This is a genomic window from Sulfitobacter sp. LC.270.F.C4 (genome assembly GCF_032922545.1).
GTDB classification, from domain to species: Bacteria; Pseudomonadota; Alphaproteobacteria; order Rhodobacterales; family Rhodobacteraceae; genus Sulfitobacter; species Sulfitobacter profundi.
This window is the reverse complement of the sequence record NZ_CP136692.1, coordinates 3,144,747-3,163,783: the sequence shown is the minus strand read 5'-3', so window position 1 is coordinate 3,163,783 and position 19,037 is coordinate 3,144,747. Positions and strand designations below refer to the sequence as shown.

17 protein-coding genes and 1 pseudogene are annotated in these 19,037 nt (G+C 56.8%); 11 read left to right on the top strand and 7 right to left on the bottom strand.

Translation table 11 applies throughout. From position 1 onward, the window contains the following. The first annotated feature begins 67 nt into the window (after nt 1-67). Nucleotides 68-1,627: a class I adenylate-forming enzyme family protein gene (locus R1T45_RS19330; RefSeq protein WP_317389961.1), complete on the top strand. Its 1,560-nt coding sequence runs from the start codon at nt 68-70 to the stop codon at nt 1,625-1,627. A gap of 9 nt (nt 1,628-1,636) precedes the next feature. On the opposite strand, the gene R1T45_RS19325 is transcribed toward R1T45_RS19330, so the two are convergent. After that, nucleotides 1,637-2,275 carry a TetR/AcrR family transcriptional regulator gene (locus R1T45_RS19325; RefSeq protein WP_317389960.1) on the bottom strand — a complete coding sequence of 213 codons (639 nt, stop codon included), beginning with the start codon at nt 2,273-2,275 and terminating at the stop codon, nt 1,637-1,639. A 139-nt stretch (nt 2,276-2,414) separates the two neighbouring features. Between R1T45_RS19325 and R1T45_RS19320 the strand changes: the two genes are divergently transcribed. Continuing rightward, the gene (locus R1T45_RS19320; protein WP_317389959.1) at nt 2,415-3,218 is read left to right on the top strand and encodes an enoyl-CoA hydratase/isomerase family protein; all 804 of its coding nucleotides are present in this window, start codon (nt 2,415-2,417) and stop codon (nt 3,216-3,218) included. 7 nt (nt 3,219-3,225) lie between these two features. On the opposite strand, the gene R1T45_RS19315 is transcribed toward R1T45_RS19320, so the two are convergent. The 3 genes from R1T45_RS19315 to R1T45_RS19305 all read right to left on the bottom strand — a co-directional run bounded on the left by R1T45_RS19315 (nt 3,226) and on the right by R1T45_RS19305 (nt 6,808). Beyond that, on the bottom strand, nt 3,226-4,485 hold the full coding sequence (locus R1T45_RS19315; RefSeq protein ID WP_317389958.1) for a thiolase family protein: 1,260 nt from the start codon (nt 4,483-4,485) through the stop codon (nt 3,226-3,228). After that, the gene (locus tag R1T45_RS19310; RefSeq protein WP_317389957.1) at nt 4,478-5,470 is read right to left on the bottom strand and encodes a zinc-dependent alcohol dehydrogenase family protein; all 993 of its coding nucleotides are present in this window, start codon (nt 5,468-5,470) and stop codon (nt 4,478-4,480) included. The genes R1T45_RS19315 and R1T45_RS19310 overlap by 8 nt, the downstream gene beginning before the upstream one ends. 96 nt (nt 5,471-5,566) lie before the next feature. Further along, complete coding sequence (locus R1T45_RS19305) at nt 5,567-6,808, bottom strand: cytochrome P450 (protein ID WP_317389956.1); 1,242 nt, start codon at nt 6,806-6,808, stop codon at nt 5,567-5,569. A gap of 224 nt (nt 6,809-7,032) precedes the next feature. On the opposite strand from R1T45_RS19305, the gene R1T45_RS19300 reads away from it, so the two are divergent. The 7 genes from R1T45_RS19300 to R1T45_RS19270 all read left to right on the top strand — a co-directional run bounded on the left by R1T45_RS19300 (nt 7,033) and on the right by R1T45_RS19270 (nt 14,168). Continuing rightward, complete coding sequence (locus R1T45_RS19300) at nt 7,033-7,794, top strand: SDR family NAD(P)-dependent oxidoreductase (RefSeq protein ID WP_317389955.1); 762 nt, start codon at nt 7,033-7,035, stop codon at nt 7,792-7,794. Continuing rightward, nucleotides 7,791-8,984, top strand: coding sequence for an acyl-CoA dehydrogenase family protein (locus R1T45_RS19295; protein WP_317389954.1), 1,194 nt, complete (start codon nt 7,791-7,793; stop codon nt 8,982-8,984). Before R1T45_RS19300 ends, R1T45_RS19295 begins: the two co-directional genes overlap by 4 nt. A gap of 60 nt (nt 8,985-9,044) precedes the next feature. Then, nucleotides 9,045-9,806 (top strand): SDR family NAD(P)-dependent oxidoreductase, encoded by a 762-nt coding sequence (locus R1T45_RS19290; protein ID WP_317389953.1) that lies wholly within the window; start codon nt 9,045-9,047, stop codon nt 9,804-9,806. A gap of 194 nt (nt 9,807-10,000) precedes the next feature. Further along, nucleotides 10,001-11,041: a TRAP transporter substrate-binding protein DctP gene (gene dctP, locus R1T45_RS19285; protein ID WP_317389952.1), complete on the top strand. Its 1,041-nt coding sequence runs from the start codon at nt 10,001-10,003 to the stop codon at nt 11,039-11,041. A 3-nt stretch (nt 11,042-11,044) separates the two neighbouring features. Beyond that, entirely contained in the window at nt 11,045-11,584 is a 540-nt protein-coding gene (locus R1T45_RS19280) for a TRAP transporter small permease (protein WP_317389951.1), read from the top strand. Next, nucleotides 11,584-12,888: a TRAP transporter large permease gene (locus R1T45_RS19275; RefSeq protein WP_317389950.1), complete on the top strand. Its 1,305-nt coding sequence runs from the start codon at nt 11,584-11,586 to the stop codon at nt 12,886-12,888. The genes R1T45_RS19280 and R1T45_RS19275 overlap by 1 nt, the downstream gene beginning before the upstream one ends. A gap of 77 nt (nt 12,889-12,965) precedes the next feature. After that, the gene (locus tag R1T45_RS19270) at nt 12,966-14,168 is read left to right on the top strand and encodes an NAD(P)/FAD-dependent oxidoreductase (RefSeq protein WP_317389949.1); all 1,203 of its coding nucleotides are present in this window, start codon (nt 12,966-12,968) and stop codon (nt 14,166-14,168) included. A 111-nt stretch (nt 14,169-14,279) separates the two neighbouring features. On the opposite strand, the gene R1T45_RS19265 is transcribed toward R1T45_RS19270, so the two are convergent. Continuing rightward, nucleotides 14,280-14,972: a hypothetical protein gene (locus tag R1T45_RS19265; RefSeq protein ID WP_317389948.1), complete on the bottom strand. Its 693-nt coding sequence runs from the start codon at nt 14,970-14,972 to the stop codon at nt 14,280-14,282. Nucleotides 14,973-15,225: 253 nt separating this feature from the next. On the opposite strand from R1T45_RS19265, the pseudogene R1T45_RS19260 reads away from it, so the two are divergent. After that, nucleotides 15,226-15,430 (top strand): annotated as a pseudogene (locus R1T45_RS19260) (transposase); the annotation flags it as partial. Between the two features lie 269 nt (nt 15,431-15,699). Here R1T45_RS19260 and R1T45_RS19255 read toward each other — a convergent pair. After that, nucleotides 15,700-16,647: a hypothetical protein gene (locus R1T45_RS19255; RefSeq protein WP_317389947.1), complete on the bottom strand. Its 948-nt coding sequence runs from the start codon at nt 16,645-16,647 to the stop codon at nt 15,700-15,702. A 116-nt stretch (nt 16,648-16,763) separates the two neighbouring features. Then, a complete protein-coding gene (dinB, locus tag R1T45_RS19250) occupies nt 16,764-17,843 on the bottom strand; it encodes a DNA polymerase IV (protein WP_317391134.1) in 1,080 nt (359 codons plus the stop codon). A 601-nt stretch (nt 17,844-18,444) separates the two neighbouring features. Between dinB and R1T45_RS19245 the strand changes: the two genes are divergently transcribed. Then, nucleotides 18,445-18,954, top strand: coding sequence for a DUF6634 family protein (locus R1T45_RS19245; RefSeq protein ID WP_317389946.1), 510 nt, complete (start codon nt 18,445-18,447; stop codon nt 18,952-18,954). Nucleotides 18,955-19,037 lie beyond the last annotated feature (83 nt).

Here is a 19,037-nt window from a genome sequence, read left to right as displayed (position 1 = left end):
CGTTCCGGTGTCAACGACGCGAGATAACTGCGATGGCTGCGCATGGTGCAACGAAAGGATATACAACATGATGGATACCCTCGACGACCCGCAGGTCTATCTTCCTGATCTCTTTGCCACCCATGCGCGGCACTATCCAACAAAGACCGCGATCGTCTGCGCGGAGGAGACACGAACTTGGGGTGATTTCTCTGCGAACATTAATCGGGTAGCGCATCATCTTATCGCTAACGGTGTCGGCAAGGGCGATAAAGTTGCGGTGATGATGGGCAACGCTGTCGAAACGTTGGAGGCGGTCTTTGGTGCGGTCCGGGCCGGTGCCTGTGTCGTGCCGCTTTCGGGGTTGCTGACCCGCGAACAACTTGGCGGGCTGTTGACTGATTGCGGGGCTGTTGCGGCCTTTGTGTCGGAAGCGTTCCGCGAAAGGGTAGAGCCTTTGCGGCCAGATCTAGGCAGAATCGCAAATTGGATTTCCCATGGCTTTGATGGCGATGGCTGGCATGCAATGACGGAGATCCTGACGAGTGACGCGACAAGCGCGCCCGATATTCGGCATAACCTGACCGATCCATTCAACATTATCTACTCGTCTGGCACCACCGGGCTGCCGAAAGGAATCGTGCAGACCCACCGAGCGCGCCTTCACTGGGCGTTTTCGAACGCGGTGGAAATGGGCTTCAACGCGAACAGCCGTGCGCTGGTCACGACGCCACTTTATTCTAACGGCACTTGGCTCATGATGCTGCCCATCCTCTTTGCGGGAGGCACGTTGCATGTGATGCCGTCCTTCGACTCGGTGGGTTTTCTCGAAACTGTTGAGCGGGCGCGTATCACCCATACCTTCATGGTGCCCTCGCAGTACATCATGGTGCTTGACCGGCCCGAATTGGACAGGGCCGATCTGTCGAGCCTCCAGACAATTCTTTCCGCCGGCTCGCCTTTGCGGCGCAATACCAAGCGACAGGTGATGGAGCGCATTTCCGCAGGCTTGTTCGAGCTTTACGGCTTTTCGGAAGGCTTCGCCTCAATCCTGCGCCCGCATCAGCACGCCGATAAGTTCGACACGGTCGGTACCCCGGTGATCGGGTTTGAGGTTTGCATTCTTGACGATGAAGGCCGTGAACTGCCCACGGGGGAAGCCGGTGAGATAGCGGGCTACGGTGCGGGTATCATGACGCAGTATCACAACCAGAACGAAAAGACGGCCGAGTTGATCTGGCGCGACGCACGGGGCCGGACTTTCATCCGTTCGGGCGATATCGGCATGTTAGACGAAGACGGCTTCCTCAAGATACTTGATCGCAAGAAAGACATGATCATCTCAGGGGGGTTCAATGTGTTCCCGAGTGATGTCGAAGCGATCGTTGGACAACACCCCGATGTCAAAGATGTGACGGTGATCGGTGTACCGCATGACAAATGGGGCGAGAGCTGTCTTGCGCTGGTCGTGCCCCAAAAGTCATCCGTCGCCGATTCAGAGGCGATACGCGAATGGTGCAATGCGCGCCTCGCCAAGACACAAAAGCTTATCGGTGTAGAGTTGCGCGATGATTTTCCGCGCAACGCCTTGGGTAAGGTCGTCAAGAAAGATCTTCGTGCGCCCTATTGGAAGGACGCCGAAGCGTAACTGCGCGCTCTAGTCTTGCGCCTCTTTGCGGATGGAACGCACAAAGGCCTTCGCGATCTTCGCGGGGGACATCTTTTGCTCGGCGTTGTACCAGACCGGAACCCAGTTTAGCGCGCCAAGCAGCTGCAACCGTAGGAGCCCGCGCTCGGTTCCCGGAGTGATGTCGAGATCTGCAAAAAGATCGCGGAAGATTTTCTCATAGGAACGGCGCTGCGCCTTCAGCTGCTCGTTAATTGCCTCGCGATCTTCGGCAAAGTTGGGGGAGATGATCGACACCAGATTGCCAGAGCCGAGCAGCCCTTTTAGATGCGCCACTGCAGCACGTTCCAGCCGGTCCCAGGGGTCGCTGCCCTTGCTGACTGCTTGCTGAACTTCATTGGTCATGTCGCCGACCACCCGTTCATGGATCGCCAGCAGCATATCCTCCTTGGAGGGGAAATGATAGTAAAGCGAGCCGGGCAGCATGTTTACTGCCGCCGCGATGTCGCGCATTGATGTGCCATCAAAGCCTTGCCGCGCAATCAGTTCGGCGGCCTTTTTCAAAACGTCTTCGCGCTTGTTTTTGCGGCGGGGTCGGTCTTTCTTGGGGCTTGCCGTCTCAGAGCTAGCTTCTTTATCCTTGCTCGAATGAGTATTTTTAGATGACATTCGATGAAACTCCGTTTTGGCTCATAAAGAGTTGCCACAGGGGCAACAGTAGCGGCTTACTCTTTACTTCTACCAATTGTTTGTTTGTGTAAAGAGACGCGCTTATCTATCGTAACCCTTAGCAAAGCAAGGGGGGCAGATGACCCACGGTTCCGCGACATTGACGATCTCGGGTGCCATCGCGCAGATCGTATTTACCAACCCAGATCAAGGCTTCATGGATGAGGCTATGGAAGCAGATCTGCTTTTAGCGGTCGAAACCATCTGCGCCTCTCCGACGCTACGCGCCTGCGTGTTGATCGGAGGGCAGCCGAATGTTTTCATTCGGCATTATGACCTCAAAGTCCTTGCACTCAAAGCGGCAGCTATGGCGCAGCGGGGAATGGTGTTCACGCCGGACCGGCCGGTGCCGGAGAGCCCTATTCACAAGGCGATGAGTATGATGGAAAGCAGCGATGTCATTTTCATTGCTGCATTGAATGGCACGGCAATGGGGGGCGGGTTCGAGCTGGCGCTGGCCTGCGATTTGAGGCTTGTGCAAGAGGGCTCACATCAGTTTGGCCTGCCAGAGATAAACCTTGGTATTCTGCCGGGAGCGGGGGGCACGCAGCGGCTGCCGCAAATTGTTGGCCAGTCGCGCGCTTTGCAGATGACCCTGACAGGCGACACATTAAGCCCGGCGCAAATGTGCGAATACGGTATCGCCCTCAATGCAGTGTCAGACGTTGTCGCGGCTGCGGTTACTTTGGCCCATCGGATGGCTCAAAAGCCAGCGTTGGCCACGGCGCATATCAAACGGCTGGTGCGGCAAGCGCATAGCCCGCGCACCGAAGATATGGCAGATGAACGCACCCTATTTTGTGATCTGATGGTGCGAGATGACGCGGGCCGCTTGTTGCAAGAGGGCGCTTCAGGGCAGCGGCGCATTACCGACGCGCCCTGAAGCAAAATTATGCAGAGGGTGCTTCCAACAGAATGACCGAGCACGCGGCCTCGTCAAAACCGATCACCCCGCCGCCGTTTTCTGCCAGTGCGATCCTAGGGCTTTCGGATTGCCGCGCCCCTGCTTCGCCACGCAACTGCAAGCCAAGTTCATGGATCATCGACAGGCCGGTTGCTCCGACCGGGTGGCCTTTGGAAACAAGGCCGCCCGAAAGATTGACGGGCAGCCGCCCGCCCAGTTTGGTCGCGCCGCTTTCGACCAAGGCACCGCCTTTGCCTGTCTCCGCGAAACCGAGCATTTCCAGCTGGAAGATCTCGCAAAAGGAGGTTGCATCATGAAGCTCGATTAGATCGACATCAGACGCGGAGAGGCCGGATTTCGCATAGGCCTTCTCTGCGGCAACATGACTCAATCCCGGTTCATTGGGCGCGCGATACTTGCCACCCGTCAGCACCGACGCCCGAACCTTGATTGCCCGCGCCCGAACTTCGGGCGGCTGTTGAGCCAAAAAATCTTCGGAGACGAGTATTGCGGCAGCCGCGCCATCGCCGATGGGCGCAGCCATTGAGCGTGTGATCGGCCAGGATACTTCGCGATCAGCCATCGCTTCTTCTACGGGGACTTCAAAGCGGTATTGCGCCTTGGGATTCATCGATCCGTGCCAGTGGTTCTTTGACGCGGCCATTGCGATCTGTTCCTGCGTGGTGCCGTAAGTCTTCATGTGCCATGCTGCCTGCATCGCATAGGTATCCATAAAGACGGTTCCGCCAGCGGGGTTCGGGTCAAACGGTTTTCCCGCCTCGATACCGCGTTCTTTGTAGTAAGCGTGCCATTCTTCAGGGTTCATCTGATCGATGCCGCCTTCAAAAATCTCCAGCGTTCGGGCGGGGGCGTTCTGCACGAAGGTCTTTTCGACCCCGATGGCGAGCGAGGCTTCCATATCGCCAGAGGCTACATCTTTCCAAGCACCGTGGAACGCCATTGAGGCTGTCGCACAGCCACCTTCGACATTGATCATCGGCACGCGCTCGGGGAAGAGCTTTTCTTGCACGAGCGGTGTGAAACACACCTGCCCGCGGATATTGCGCTGCCCAAAGGTGCCCATGCCGCAGTTGCCGAACCAAGCCTGTTCAATTGCGTCGCCGTTGTCCCAGCCTGCGTCGGCCAGAACGTCAAGATAGGCTTCGCGGGTCAGATCTTTGAAGCTGTCGTCGGGGCGTTTGCCGAAGGCAGTACAAGACGTCGCCAACACATAAACATCACGCATTTGTATCTCCTGTCAGTAGAATCTTGCCGTTGCGGCCCCCTTGCGCCGCATGGGCAAGCGCATCTTTGATTTCCTCGAGCGGATAGGTGGCATCGACCTCGGTATGAAGTACGCCTTCGGCAAGTTTTCGGTCGAGAAAGCCGTGAAGGTCGCGCATCTTTTCCGGTTTCGTGGTACGATACCAATCAAACAGCCAAAACCCGCGCAGCCTTACATCCCGAAACACGGTGTCGCGCGCCGCGATCCGGTGATCTTCGCCTGAGAGCAGCCCATAGACTACGATCGTTCCTCGATCCGCGACGGCTTTAGCCAACGCGCCTGTAGCTTCGCCCCCGACAGCGTCCAAGGCAAGCTTTGGCGATGTTGCGGCGGCGTCACGGATGGCCTGAGCCATATCAATGCCGCCATCTTCCACAAGAACCACATCCGCGCCATCCTGCTTCAGCGCATCCACCACATCGTCGCGGCGCACGATGTTGACTGTATGCAAGCCCATCTCGCGGGCGAAGCGTATCACCATCCGGCCGACGTTGGAGTTGGCGGCATTCTGCACGATCCAATCCCCGGGTGACAGTGGCACCATGTCCGTGAGCAACAGATAAGCGGTTCCGGGATTGGCGCGCATCAGTGCGGCCTGTTGCGGGTCAGCCCCTTCGGGGGCTTTGGGCGCCATGCGTTCGTGTAAAATAAGCGTGTCGGACCAAAATCCGTTGCCCACCGGCAGAACCTCATCGCCGACGGCCAGTCGCGTCACTTCATCTCCGATCTTATCCACGACGCCCCAAGCGCCGACACCGGGTGTCGCAGGCAAGTCGAGCGGCTCGGCGCCGTAGCGTCCTTCGATCGACATCAGATCAGCGGGGTTGATTGTCATCACCCTGTTCCGCACGCGAACCTCTTTTGGGCCGGGCTGCGGGTCGGGCTCTTCGATCAATTCGATCACCTTCACGGGGTCGCCATGCCGGCGGAAGATCGCACGTTTCATCGTTTCAGCTCCTCGTATTGCGTCCGTCCCGGTCCCTTGCGCCAACGTTTTGCCCCCGCAGGAATGAAGACGCGCGCGTGATCGGCCTGAGTGCTGTCAGTCGGCAAGTTTTACCGGTAAACACCGCGTGCCGCGCGGCACCATCGCGTCCAACCATTCCGGTGGGTTCTCTTTGTCCAACGAAAGATCGGGAAAGCGTTCAAACAGCTTACTCACGGCGATACGGCCTTCCTCACGGGCAAGCTTGGCACCGAGGCACAGGTGGATCCCCTGTCCGAAAGTCAGATGCCGGTTTTGTTTCCGAGTAATGTCAAACTTCTCGGCGTCCTCGAACATGCGCGGATCGCGGTTAGCTGAATTGACCATGACGAAGACCCGTTCGCCCTCACGCAGCCTGCGTCCATGAAGTTCATGGTCCTTTGCCACCACCCGGACCAGACCGTTGGTCGGCCCATCAAAGCGGAGGACTTCCTCGATCATGCTGTCGACAAGTTCAGGAGACTCGCGCAGTTTCGACAGTTGTTCAGGATTGCTCAGCAGCAGCAGGGTGGCGTTTCCGATTAGGTTGGTGGTCGTCTCATGGCCCGCAAACAGAATGAGAATGCAAGTGGCCACGAGTTCATCGTCGCTCAGCTTGTCACCCTCATCTCGGGCATTGATGAGGTCCATAAGGAAGCCGGGTTTCGGGTTGGCCGCCCGCTCTTCGATCAATTTACGGAAATAGGCCGACATATGACGGCAGCCGCGCGCTGCACGTTCATATTTGTCACCGGAATTGCGCGCACCTCCAATGAAAACGGCCATATCATCCGACCATTCCTTGAATTCGTCGAGCATGTCACGCGGCACATCGAGCAGATCCATGATGACGAAGGCCGGCACTTGCAGCGCGTATTCGCGGATTAGATCAACGTCATTGGTGCCAGAAGCTTCAAGCCGGTCAAGCAACAGGTCGCTGATTTCGGCGATTTTTGGCCGCATTTCGGCGATCGCGTCAGTTGTGAAGGCATGGCGCATGATACGGCGGACCCGCGTGTGGTCTGGCGGGTCGCGGAACGCAAGCCACAGGCTGAGATAGCGAATAATGTCCTTAAGCAGCATCGCGTCCGCAGGTGGGAGCGATTTATAAAACTGCAGTAGCCGATTGACCGACAGCGTGTCGGACAAGAGCAAGTCGCGAACGTCAGTATAGCGGGTGATGATCCACGATTTGAGCGACGGGCTCCAATGCACAGGGTCTTCTTCGCGCAGCCGCGCGTAGGTGGGGAAAGGATTGGCCATCACCGAAGTGTCGGTGGGGTCGTAGACAAGATCCTCGGTACGCGGTGCTTCTGACATGAGCAGACCTCTCGATCAATGTTGACATCAACCAAACGTTCGTTTGATAAAGACAGGTGTACGCCGTGGCGTTTGAGATTTCAAGCGCGTTTGCGATAAGCAGTTGAGCGGGCGGTTTGTAGAGTGGCATGGCCAAGGGCTGTCAAAAAGAGACCGGCCAGCCTGGCGCTATGATCGAAGGAAGGTCCGCAGGTAGGATGACCCGGTCCAATGAGGAGTTGAAAATGAAGATAGAAGAGCAAAGCGCTATTGTGACCGGCGGCGCTTCGGGGCTGGGCGGTGCGACCGTCGACATGCTTGCGGAAGCTGGTGCCAAAGTTTCGATTTTTGATATGAATGAGGATCTTGGTAGAGCAAAAGCCAAAGCGGTGAACGGGGCATTTTTCAAGGTTGATGTTACCGATGCAACAAGCGTTGAGAGCGCAATTGCAGAGGCCGAAGGCCTGCACAGAACGGCCCGCATATTGGTAAACTGTGCGGGGATCGGTCCTGCCGCAAAGGTGATTGGGCGAGATGGGCTTGCCGCATCTCTCGAGACGTTCAATTCGGTGCTCAACGTCAATTTGTCAGGCACGTTTAACGTTTTGTCGAAGTTCGCCGTAGCCCTGCACAAGGCTGACCCGCTTGGGGAAGAACGGGGAATCGTCGTGAATACGGCCTCTGTCGCTGCTTTTGACGGGCAGATCGGTCAGGCGGCCTATTCCGCATCTAAAGGGGGGGTCGTAGGAATGACGCTGCCCATCGCGCGGGAACTGGCGCGTTATGGTATTCGCGTGATGACCGTGGCTCCGGGGTTGTTTCTGACGCCTATGCTGGAAACCCTGTCCGACGAAATACGAGCCTCCCTTGGCGCGCAAGTGCCGTTTCCAAGCCGCCTTGGCGCGCCTGCAGAGTTCGCGCAGCTTGTCGGTTCGATCATCTCTAACCCTATGCTGAACGGCGAAACGATCCGCCTAGACGGCGCAATCAGGATGGCGCCCAAATGAGCTTTGAAATGGAACGCCGCGGTATCTCGGACCGCGCTCTCGAAATCGCTGACCGGGTCGAAACCTTTGTTCGGCAGCAGGTCGTGCCCTATGAGCGCGACGACCGGCTTGGCGCGCATGGACCTTCGGAGGAGCTTTCGGACGAGTTGAAGGTGCTGGCTCGCGAAGCGGGGCTAATGACGCCGCATATTTTGGACGATGGCGACCACCTGACGCAGCGCGAAACCGCCGCAGTGCTGATCCGCTCGGGCCTTTCCCCATTGGGGCCATTGGCGGTGCATACTTGTGCGCCCGATGAGGGGAACATGTTTCTTTTGGGCAAAGTCGGTGCGCCGCACCTCAAGGGACGGTTCCTTGACCCGATGGTGCGCGGCGACATTCGTTCGGCGTTTTTCATGACTGAACCGGCCCAAGAGGGCGGTGCGGGCTCGGACCCGTCGATGATGCAAACCACCTGTGTGCAGGATGGCAATCATTGGGTCATCAATGGGCGCAAGACGTTCATCACCGGAGCCGATGGCGCCGGTATGGGGATTGTCATGGCGAAGGGTGCAGAGGGCGCCTGCATGTTCCTGGTGGACCTGCCCCATCCAGCCATCCGTATTGAGCGGGTACTGGATACAATCGACAGTTCCATGCCCGGTGGTCATGCCGAGATCACGATCGACAACCTCCGGCTGCCCGCCGACCAGATGTTGGGTGAGGCAGGCGAAGGCTTCAAATACGCGCAGGTTCGTCTGGCACCAGCGCGGTTGAGCCACTGTATGCGCTGGCTTGGCGCATGTATTCGATCGCACGAAATCGCTGTGAATTATGCCACGCGACGCCATGCCTTCGGCAAGCCCTTGATCGACCATGAAGGCGTGGGCTTCATGCTTGCGGACAACATGATGGACCTCAAGCAAGCCGAGTTGATGGTATATTGGTGCGCCGATGTGCTGGACAGCGGTGCAAACGGTTCTTCCGAAAGCTCGATGGCAAAGGTCGCTGTGTCGGAAGCGCTGATGCGTGTCGCTGACCGCTGTGTGCAATGTATGGGAGGGCAGGGCGTGTCAGGCGACACGATCGTGGAGCAAGTGTTCCGCGAAGTTCGCGCCTTTCGGATCTATGACGGCCCTACAGAGGTGCATAAGTGGAGCCTCGCGAAGAAAATCAAACGCGACATGAGGAACGCAGAGGGTCAGTCGTGATCTTCGCAAAATTGTTTCTGCAACCGTTCGGGCCCGCCGTATTTAGAAAGGTGACCCGTTATGCCTAGCCTAGAAAACCGCATAGCCTTTGTTACCGGGGCCGCTTCCGGTATCGGTCGTGCCATTGCGCTTAAACTTGCATGTCAGGGTGCGAGGGTTATTTGTTCAGATATCGATATCCAAGGCGCGCAATCTACTGCCGTGCTAATCAAGGATGGCGGTGGGCTCGCCTCGTCAGAGGATCTGGATACATCTGACGAAGATGCGGTCGAGGACGCCCTTGAACAGGTCGTTGCAAAGTACGGTCGTCTGGACATTCTAATTAATAACGCTGGTGTCGGTGGAAAGGATTGGGAGACGACAAACGCGATCAATCTTTCGGGCGTGTACTACGGATCGGTTCACGCATGTCCCATCATGGCCCGGCAAGGCGGTGGGGCAGTGTTGAACACATCTTCGATCGCGGGTCTAGGCGCGGTCAGTTGGGCTGATGAGTACCACGAAAACGAAGGCATTCTTGGCTCGCTCAGCGCTTATACCGCGAGCAAACACGGGATAATCGGTCTTACCAAGCAGTTTGCGGTGGCTTTCGCCAGGTCCAAGGTGCGGGTGAACGCGATATGTCCCGGCTATATCAATACCCCGATCATCACCGAGTTGCGCAGTAAAAAGCAGCAAAGCTTTCTGGAATCGCTGCATCCGATGGGGCGGCTTGGTGAGCCACAGGAAGTGGCCGAGGTCGCTTCTTTTCTTGTCAGTGACGCGGCGAGTTTTGTCACGGGTGCGGCGGTACCGGTCGATGGGGGATATACAGCAAAGTGAGCGCGGCGCGGGACGCTGAACTCGGCGCGCGCCGGTAAAATCATTGCATGCTAATTCTATACAAACAAACGTTTGGTTTTATGTGGACAAGTGATATTGCATCTGTAATCGTTGAGGTCTGATGTCCGACCCGCCGCAGTGAGGAACTTTATGGTGCGTAAGGTTGGGCCGCGCTTGATATACGGGAGGTACACATGCGCTCGATAAATAAGCTGACCCTGGGTGGGGCAATTCTTGGAATACTTGCGGCGTCGCAGGCGTTTGCGCAGGACTATCCTTCGCTGTCGTTGCGTATGGCGCATCCGCTGCCCGAGACGTGGCCCGCGGTGAGTTGGGATAAATGGTGGGCCGAAGAGGTCGAGCGCCGCAGTGATGGCAAGATCGACATCGAAATTTTCTGGTCCGGCCAGCTGGGCGGGCTTACCGAGATCAAGTCACTAGTCGGCGACGGTGCTGTTGAACTGGGCGTTTTTGCGCAGGCCGTCCATGCCGAAGAGTTGCCGATGATGGCGGTTTCGGCAGGTCTTTTAAACCGTGTTTCGGCAAATGCAGCGACCGCCAATACCTTGACCGGTGAAATGTATCAGCAAGATCTGGTAAAGGCCGAAACAGATGCCGCTGGCATCGTTCCGATCAAGTGGACTGTGCCATCGACCTACACCTTGCTGTGCAACAAGCCGGTGAACGAAATGGCCGACCTTAAAGGGCTGCGCGTCCGCGCCGTGGGTGGCGCCTATGTGCCAATTTGGATGGAAGAATATGGCATGGTGCCTACACGGGTTCAGGCTCCCGAATTACGCGAAGGACTTGAGCGGGGCACAATCGATTGCAACTTCGGCCCGATTGAATGGGCAACCTTCTCAGAATTGGAAGAAGTGGCGCCCTACTGGTCCGATATCAACACCGGTTCGTTCACTACCTTCCAAATGATCGCCTCCAAAGAGGCATGGGACAGTTGGCCACAAGAGGTCCGCGACCTGATGACCGAAGTCGCGCAGGAAGCGATGGACAAGGGGCAGGCTGAACTGGCTGAGGTCGAGCAGACAGCGATCAAAGAGTTTCAGGAAGCAGGCGGCCAAATCGTAAGGCTGAGCGATATGGACGCTTTTGTTGAACGGTCCCCTGATATGATCGCAATCTGGAAAGAGCGCACGCTGGAAGCAGGTGTGAGCGAAGCGGATATTGCCCCGATCATCGAGCTTCAGCGCAAAGCTGAGGCATCCTTCGAGAACTAAGACGTGCCTGACGTTACGAAATCTGCTAGCCCCGCTGCGTTTCAGACAGCGCTGCGGGGCGTGTCACTCGCCTTAAAGGTCGTGACCTTTGGCAGTGCGGTCGCGATCTTTGTTGTGATGGTGGTCGGGGTGGTCGATATCGTATTGGGCGAAACCCTTGGTTTCTACCTGCCGTTCAAGGTCGATATGTCCGGCACTCTAACGGCAGCGGCGGTCTTTCTGACTTGGCCTTTGGTGCAGTGGCGCAATGCGCACATCAGCGTTGATCTTTTCAATCCATTCATGTCGCCAGGTGTCGTACGGTTCCGCTGGTGGGTCGCCCAAGGAGCTGGGTTGGTCTTCGTTGCCCTGCTGACCTACGGAAGCTGGATTCTGGCCTTGGAAAGCATGGCAATCTGGGAGCAGTCCGCTGCAACGTTGGGCTACGCGATCTGGCCGGCAAAGCTGGCTTGCGCAATAGGGGCATCTCTAACCTGCCTGATCGTCTTGGTGCAGATGATTGCGCGCGCCACCGGCAATGACCAATCAGAGGATCTAGTTTAATGAGCGGATTGGCCGAAGGTAGCATCGGATTTGTAGCGCTGCTTTTTATGCTGGGGATCGGCGTGCCTGTGGCCTATGCAATGGGTTTGGTTGCGGCTGTAGGGATTTACCTCTCGGTCGGAGATCGTTTTCTGCTCACGACCTTCAAGTCGATGCCCTATGCGTTGACGAGCGACTATAATTTCGTCGTTATTCCGATGTTCGTGCTGATGGGCGCTATTGCCGGGCGCGCGGGTATCATTCGCGACCTATATACCGCCGCACAATACCTGATGAGCAGACTGCGCGGCAGCCTGTTGATGGCAACGATCTTTGCTCAGGCCGGATTTGCAGCTGCATCCGGCTCGACTGTCGTGGCCTCGAGCGTATTTACCCGCATGGCCCTCCCGGAAATGCTGCGGTTTGGGTATAACGGGGGCGTTGCCGGGGGCTGTATCGCCGCTGCCGGCACGTTGGCAGGGCTGATCCCGCCCTCCATCGCGATGGTTCTCTTTGCCATGCTGACGTCAGAGCCTGTTGGACAGCTGCTCGTTGCTGGCATCGTCCCGGGCGCGCTGACTGCATTCAGCTATGCGATCGGCATTCGCTTGTTTTTGATCGTCCGCCCCGAGTGGGCACCTAATGCCGATCAAAACGTCACCTGGGCCATGCGCGGGCGGGCGTTGTCGAAAGTGTGGAGCGTGCTGCTCTTGATGTTGCTGGTTATGGGGGGCATCTACCTCGGGTTTTACCCTCCTTCGGCTGCAGGCGCAGTCGGGGCAGCCGGTGCCTTAGTCATCGCGCTCTCCATGCGGCGAGTTAATGGAAAGGACATCTGGGACTCACTCCTCGAAGCTGTGCGGATGTCAGCCATCATCTTTGCGATTGTTATTGGCGGTCTTCTGTTCAGCCGGTTCCTGTTGATCAGCGGTTTTATTCCTGAGCTGCGCGGTGTGATTGTTGCGACCGAAATCGGCCCCTTTGGGTTCATCGCGATTACCATCGCCATCTTCATGCTGCTTGGGATGTTCGTCGATTCCGTATCACTCTTGGTGATCGCAGTACCTTTCCTCTATCCCATTTCACAATCTCTTGGGATCGACGCGATCTGGTTCGCGGTGCTCGTCGTCAAACTGATTGAGATCGCAGCAATCACCCCACCGGTAGGGCTGAACCTCTATGCCGTGCTGGCCGCTGCCGACGGTAAGCTTCGTGCCGGGGCTTTGTTCAAGGGCGTGTTGCCCTTCATCGCAATAGAGCTTGTGATACTTGCGCTGATTATCACCTTCCCCGAGATCGTCCTGTACCTGCCGCGCCAGATGTAAGCCGCAGCGTCGTTCGGCAATTGGCGGGCGACGCGTAGCCGCTCCAATCAGTTATCATTCAGAAGAGGGCATACCGCATGAGAAAGATTGTAATCATCGGTGGCGGGCAGGCGGGGGCCGCACTGGCCGCGAAGCTGCGTAAATTGGGGCATGAGGGTAGCATAACCTTGGTCTGTTCAGAGCCAGCCCTGCCATACCAACGGCCACCGTTGTCGAAAAAGTACCTGATGAAGGAAATGTCAGTCGAACAACTGTTCCTGCGTCCCGAACGCTTTTATGCCGAAAACGGGATTGAGGTGATCCTCGGCCAGCCTGTGACACAGATTGACCGGGCGCGCAGGGTAGTGTGGCTCGGCGCGCAGCAACTGGACTATGATGCACTGGCGATCACCACCGGTTCATCGCCCCGGCGTCTGCCAGCCGGGATGGGGGGCGATCTGGATCATGTCTATGGGGTGCGCAGCATCATTGATGTCGATCTGATTGCATCGGAGTTCGTACCGGACCGTCGGCTGCTAGTGGTCGGAGGGGGATACATCGGGCTTGAGGCCGCGGCGGTGGCTACAAAGCTAGGATTGCGGGTCACTTTGGTCGAGATGGCGCCGCGGATCCTGCAACGTGTCGCTGCACCCGAAACTTCCGACTTTTTCCGCAATTTGCATGAAAGTCATGGCGTTGAAGTCCGCGAAGGCATCGCCTTGGACAGCTTGGCGCCCGGACAATCCTTGAAGGCCCAGTTCACGAATGGTGACGCGCTTGAAGTGGATTTCGCAATTGTGGGGATAGGGGTAAGTTCCAATGACGCACTCGCGGAAACGGCGGACCTTCGCTGTGATGATGGCATTGTTGTCAACGCGCAGGGGCAGACCTCGGACCCGAATATCTGGGCGGCGGGGGACTGCACGCGGCTTCCCTACCGGGGGGCGTTGATACGTCTTGAGAGCGTGCAAAACGCCATCGATCAAGCCGAGGCGGTGGCGATGAATATGATGGGGCAGCAAGAGGATTACGTGCCAAAGCCGTGGTTCTGGTCAGATCAGTTCGATGTGAAGTTGCAGATCGCGGGGCTGAACGCAGGGTATAACCGGGTGGTCACACGCGAAGGGGCCGTGCCGACCAGTCGTTCTCACTGGTACTATGTCGACGACAAACTGCTCGCTGTGGACGCTATGAATGATCCGCGCGCCTATATGGTTGGCAAGCGGCTAATTGAAAGCGATCGGTCTCCGACGGCAGCGGATGTGGCGAATGGCGAGATCGATTTGAAATCGTTGCTTTGACCTGACGGCACATATCGCAGCCTTGTCCGCAGAGCTCAAACTGAATGGAAACGCGCCCCTAGAAGGTTTCCAGGGGCGCGCATCTGCGAAGCCTTGCCGCTGTCGTAGAGGTCAACGGGTGAAAGAGAACGTGCCGTCCTTCAACTGGCCGCCGCCGAGCATTTTGCTGACTTTCACCTGCGACAGTGCGGAGCCTTCGGGACCGGAGATATCTATCGACACAGGTTTGCCGGGGCAAAAGTTGCCGATGAACGGAATAACCATGCGGGTCATTTCACCATCGAGATAATTCAACACTCCGCCCCCGGCGGCGCAGTCATCAGAAGGCTCGATAACAATCTTGATCGAGCCGGTATCGTCTCCGCCTTCTCCGACCCAAGTATTTCCTTCAGCTTTCTGCTCGGAACTCCCGGGCTTCACAGGCGCACCGAAATGTTTATCCATCGCCGCGCTGACCTTTGGATCCGGTCCGTACCACCCCCCAAGAATATGGCGCGCAGTCGCCCCTTCGTTTTCCGGGTCTTTAACGTTGATATAGGCATAGGCGGATGAATAAACGCTCAATCCGACGGCATCGCCTACGTAATAGACGTTGATACCGCCAGAAAGATCTTCGGCGGCTGTCAGCGTTTCCGGTACTAGGTTTTTCACGCTCGCTTCTTCCCATTCAAGCGCGATAGTAACCGTATTTGCGCCTGTCATAAGATAAGGGGGGGCCTGCAGGCTTTCGGCTTGGGTCACGCTTGGCATCAAAGGCAAAACGCCGGCGACCATCGCGGCTTTCAAGAAATTATGTCGATACATCGTAAATCTCCTCCATGGGTTCCAAAGTGTCTCAGACCCCGCCCTCCGCGGAGACCGACACACAATAAAGACTACAGGTCGATAGAAAATAAAACAAACGATCGTTTTTTTAGTTTATAGTTGATGGTGATTGGAAGAGACAACAGATGCAAACTGATGTGCTTCGTGACTGAAGTCGTCCGGTAATCCCCCCCCCAAATTAGTGGTATTCAAAAGTAGAGTTTTCTCGGCAAGATATCCGAGGAGATTTACGATGAAGAACGGACGATACAGCGACGCGCAGATTATGGCGGTGTTGAAGCAGGCTGAGGGCGATGTGCCGGTCTCGGAGCTTTGCCGCGAGCATGGGGTGAGTAGCGCCATTTCTACAAATGGCGGGCCAAGTTTGGCGGCATGGAGACTCTTTGATGTCTGAGATGAAAGAAATGGCAGAAAAGAACCGTCGTCTGAAGCGCATGCCATGAGCAGATTTGCCTGGGACCGGGAGAACGCTCTGCCATTCATCGAGCGCGATCGGACCTCCAGGTCCTTCTCGGTCAACTTCTGACAGGAAGCCTATGTGCCAGTGGACAGCTCCTTCGCCAGTTACGTCGAGGGCAACCAGAAGGCAGATCTGCGCGTCGGTGTGAGATGGTACGCCATGTGGGATCCCGATACGCCTTTGAGCAGCTTCATTCGGTAGCCTGCGCTCCCACAAGGGGGCGGGGCGACCTCCCCAAGCCAGGCATCAGCAAATCCTCTGGACCCATGTCGCCACTTTAGGCGCACAGAAGTCGTCGAGAGCGGGTTCATACATCTCTTTCATCCCGGACCTCATCATCCAACCCAAGACGGGCACCGGATCGACTCCCATGGCCACCATGTATTCCGAGAGATGTCTGTAGACTTCGTCATCGAGCGGGACCTCGCCCGCGGGGGTGTAGACACGGTGAAAGCCAAGGTGCGGGCCCGGGCCCATCCAGATCGTCCGGGACTCTCCTCCCATGAAAACAAGCGGGCAGGCTGAATAGCAGGGGCCATAAAGGGTTGTGCTCAAACCGCGCTTTCGGATCTCCAGCCCAGACAGGAGAGCGCCCATGACATTGCCGCCGGCGCTTCCGAGAGATACTTCGGTAACCGCTGGATTTTTGTCGAGGGCCTCGACAAAACGCTCGTAAAAACCGAGATCGATGTCGCCATAGACCATCAATCTCTCCCCATCGACGGAGAAGTCACCCTGCAATTCTGGGTCGTCGATAAAAGCGGTTGTCGGAATTCCATGTTTACCTGGGCATTCGAGATTCCAAAGGCTCTTCCTTTGGGTTTCAGTCATCCCAAGCGCTGTACGTGCGGATGCAACCCATGCATCCAGAAACACGCTGTGCTCCATGAGCGCGAAGGGGTCTGCATCAGTTGTCATGGCAGGGCTGTCAAAGTTTTCAGCCTCATGGATCTCATCATGGAAGCCGAGCATACGACCGGTGATTGCACAGATGTGCCGATCAGATCCGATGCCGTTGAGCGCAGTGCCGGGATATCCGGACCCCAGCTCAAAGGCGTAGTCGAAATATTCCGATGACTTTGCCTCTACGGCTTCGATTGCCTTCTCCCAAGATGTCTCGGCGGTGGCGGCGGCAGGGGATTGAAGACCCAAGACCACCAGAAGGATCCGGGCGAATGGGGTAAGGGTCTTCATGTCATGTCCTGTGATCGAGCGGTGGTGCGAGGGTCGCTTGGCCTGTATTACGCTCCGCCCAAAAGAAAGAAACGGCCTTTCTGGGTTTTCGGAACGACAGGCTGATTTTATCGCAGTCAAAACAGCTCGAGCTGTGCCTCATCCTGAGAATCACGCACCTCAAACCCGGACATGCTCACCCCGAGAAGGCGGATGCCTTTCCTGAACGGGAATTCCCCGACCAGCAACTCGCGGGCGACTGCCATGATTGTCGCTGGGTCCCGGATCGCTGCGCTCAGCGTCATTCGTCGGGTGATTTGCTCGAAGTCGGCGAATTTGATCTTCAAGGTCACTGTCCTTCCGGCCACATCCTTTTCGCCGCAGCGCTTGACGACCTTAGCGATAATCGGCGCGAGGCGGGCGACGGCTTCATCGAGGTCGGTCAGGTCTTCGGCAAAGGTGTTCTCGGCGCCCACCGATTTGCGGATCCGGTTCGGCCGCACGGGGCGCGGATCTATGCCGCGCGAGATCGCGTGGTAATGCTCGGCCGAAGAGCCGAAGTGCTCAGCGAGGAAGGTCAGCGACTTCTCTCGAAGATCCGCACCGGTCAGGATGCCCAGCTTCTTCATCTTGGCTTCGGTGACGGGGCCGACCCCGTTAAAGCGCGCGACGGGGAGGGACGCCACGAAATCCGCTCCCTTGCGCGGCGTGATGACCGTGAGCCCATCTGGCTTGTCCTGATCCGAGGCCAGCTTGGCGAGGAACTTGTTGAAGCTGACGCCGGCCGAGGCCGTCAGCCCGGTCTCTGACTTGATGCCTTGTCGGATCGCCTGCGCAATCTCCGTGGCAGTGACGCCGGAGGCGCAGGCTTTGGTGACATCGAGATAGGCTTCATCGAGTGAAAGCGGCTCGATGAGATCAGTGGACCGTCGGAAGACCTCATGGATCTGCGCCGAGACCGCGCGGTAGACCTCAAAGCGGGGTAGGGCGAAGATGAGATCCGGGCATTGCCGGCGCGCAGTTACCGAAGGCATGGCAGAGCGCACGCCAAAGACCCGGGCTTCATAGCTCGCGGCCGCCACCACGCCACGCGCCTGGTCGCGGCCGACCGCCACAGGTTTGCCTCGCAGCTCTGGATGATCTCTCTGCTCAACCGATGCGAAAAAGGCATCCATATCTATATGTATGATGCGGCGTGCGGTCGATGGATATTGGATGTCGGTCAGCGAAATGCTCCATTTTGATACTAAATGGAGATAAGAAGTCGCAGCATTCGTTCAAATCGAAAATTAGATAATAGCGTAAGAGTTCATAGCTGAAACGCTATAGGCGGCACAGCCAAGATAACGCGATTAGCTCTTCAGCCCAGCGGGAGGTCAAAGAGTCGTTGGACGCTGAAAGCGACGCGGAATGGGAAGCCAGCGTCATCAAATCGAGCGGTCCTGAGATTGATGCCTCATGGGTAGCATTAGCGAATCAGGATCAAGATTTCGAGGCTGCGACTAGCTGAAGAAGGGCGTCTTTAGCTTTTCTATCCAAATATGCTTGCGAATTGCATGAGCTCACCGCAACTCAGGATTGCAAAATGCTTTGCGAATAAGTCCTTCAGAATCCGGTTATCCCCAAGAATCGCTCATCATACCTATAACAGATTGTTTTCATTGTGGTGTTTTTCGCATCGCTATCTGCTTTACGTTCTTTTCCGGCTGTCGTTAGAGCCGCCCTCGAACACGCGCGTTCATCCTAAAACTCTCGAACGTCCCCCCGCCCCGGAGCATGCCCGGAACGGGGCGACCCTTATTTGGACAGATGAACAAGATGCACGATGACCTGTACTACAACCTGCTGACGCGCAGTATCACCGCGTTCCAAGCTGCGATGAAAGGGCCGGACCCTCACGGCAAAGAACGTGACGCGCCAATGGTGGACGACTACCTGATCGTTCTTCAGGGGCAGAAGATGAAACTGCATGGGTGGGGGGCTAAGCACCCAAACCTTGGAACAACCTTTATCCAGACTTCATTGCTGATCCATGTGACCGAGAACCAAAAGTGGGCACATACATTGTCGCGGTGGTACCGGCTGGCCAACCCAGTAAAGTTGGACACTTCGCAGCTATCACCTGACATCGACCTCGCTGGATATTGTGTTCCAGTGGGCTTGGGTGGCGTCAGTGTTCCACTACATTTGGCACGTCGTGTAATGGCGCAGCAACCGACTCGCCTGTCTCGAATCGCGGAAGAGAAGGGGTTCAATGCACTGTCAGAGACCTTATCTGAAATCGCGAGGATTTGGCCTCCGAAAGGGGCGTTTAGCGTAAGTGACTGATAGTATATATTATTTTAGATACATATTTTTTCGAATATTTTCGCTCAGAACTTTCACGACCTCCGCTTACCTCTTGGTGAAGA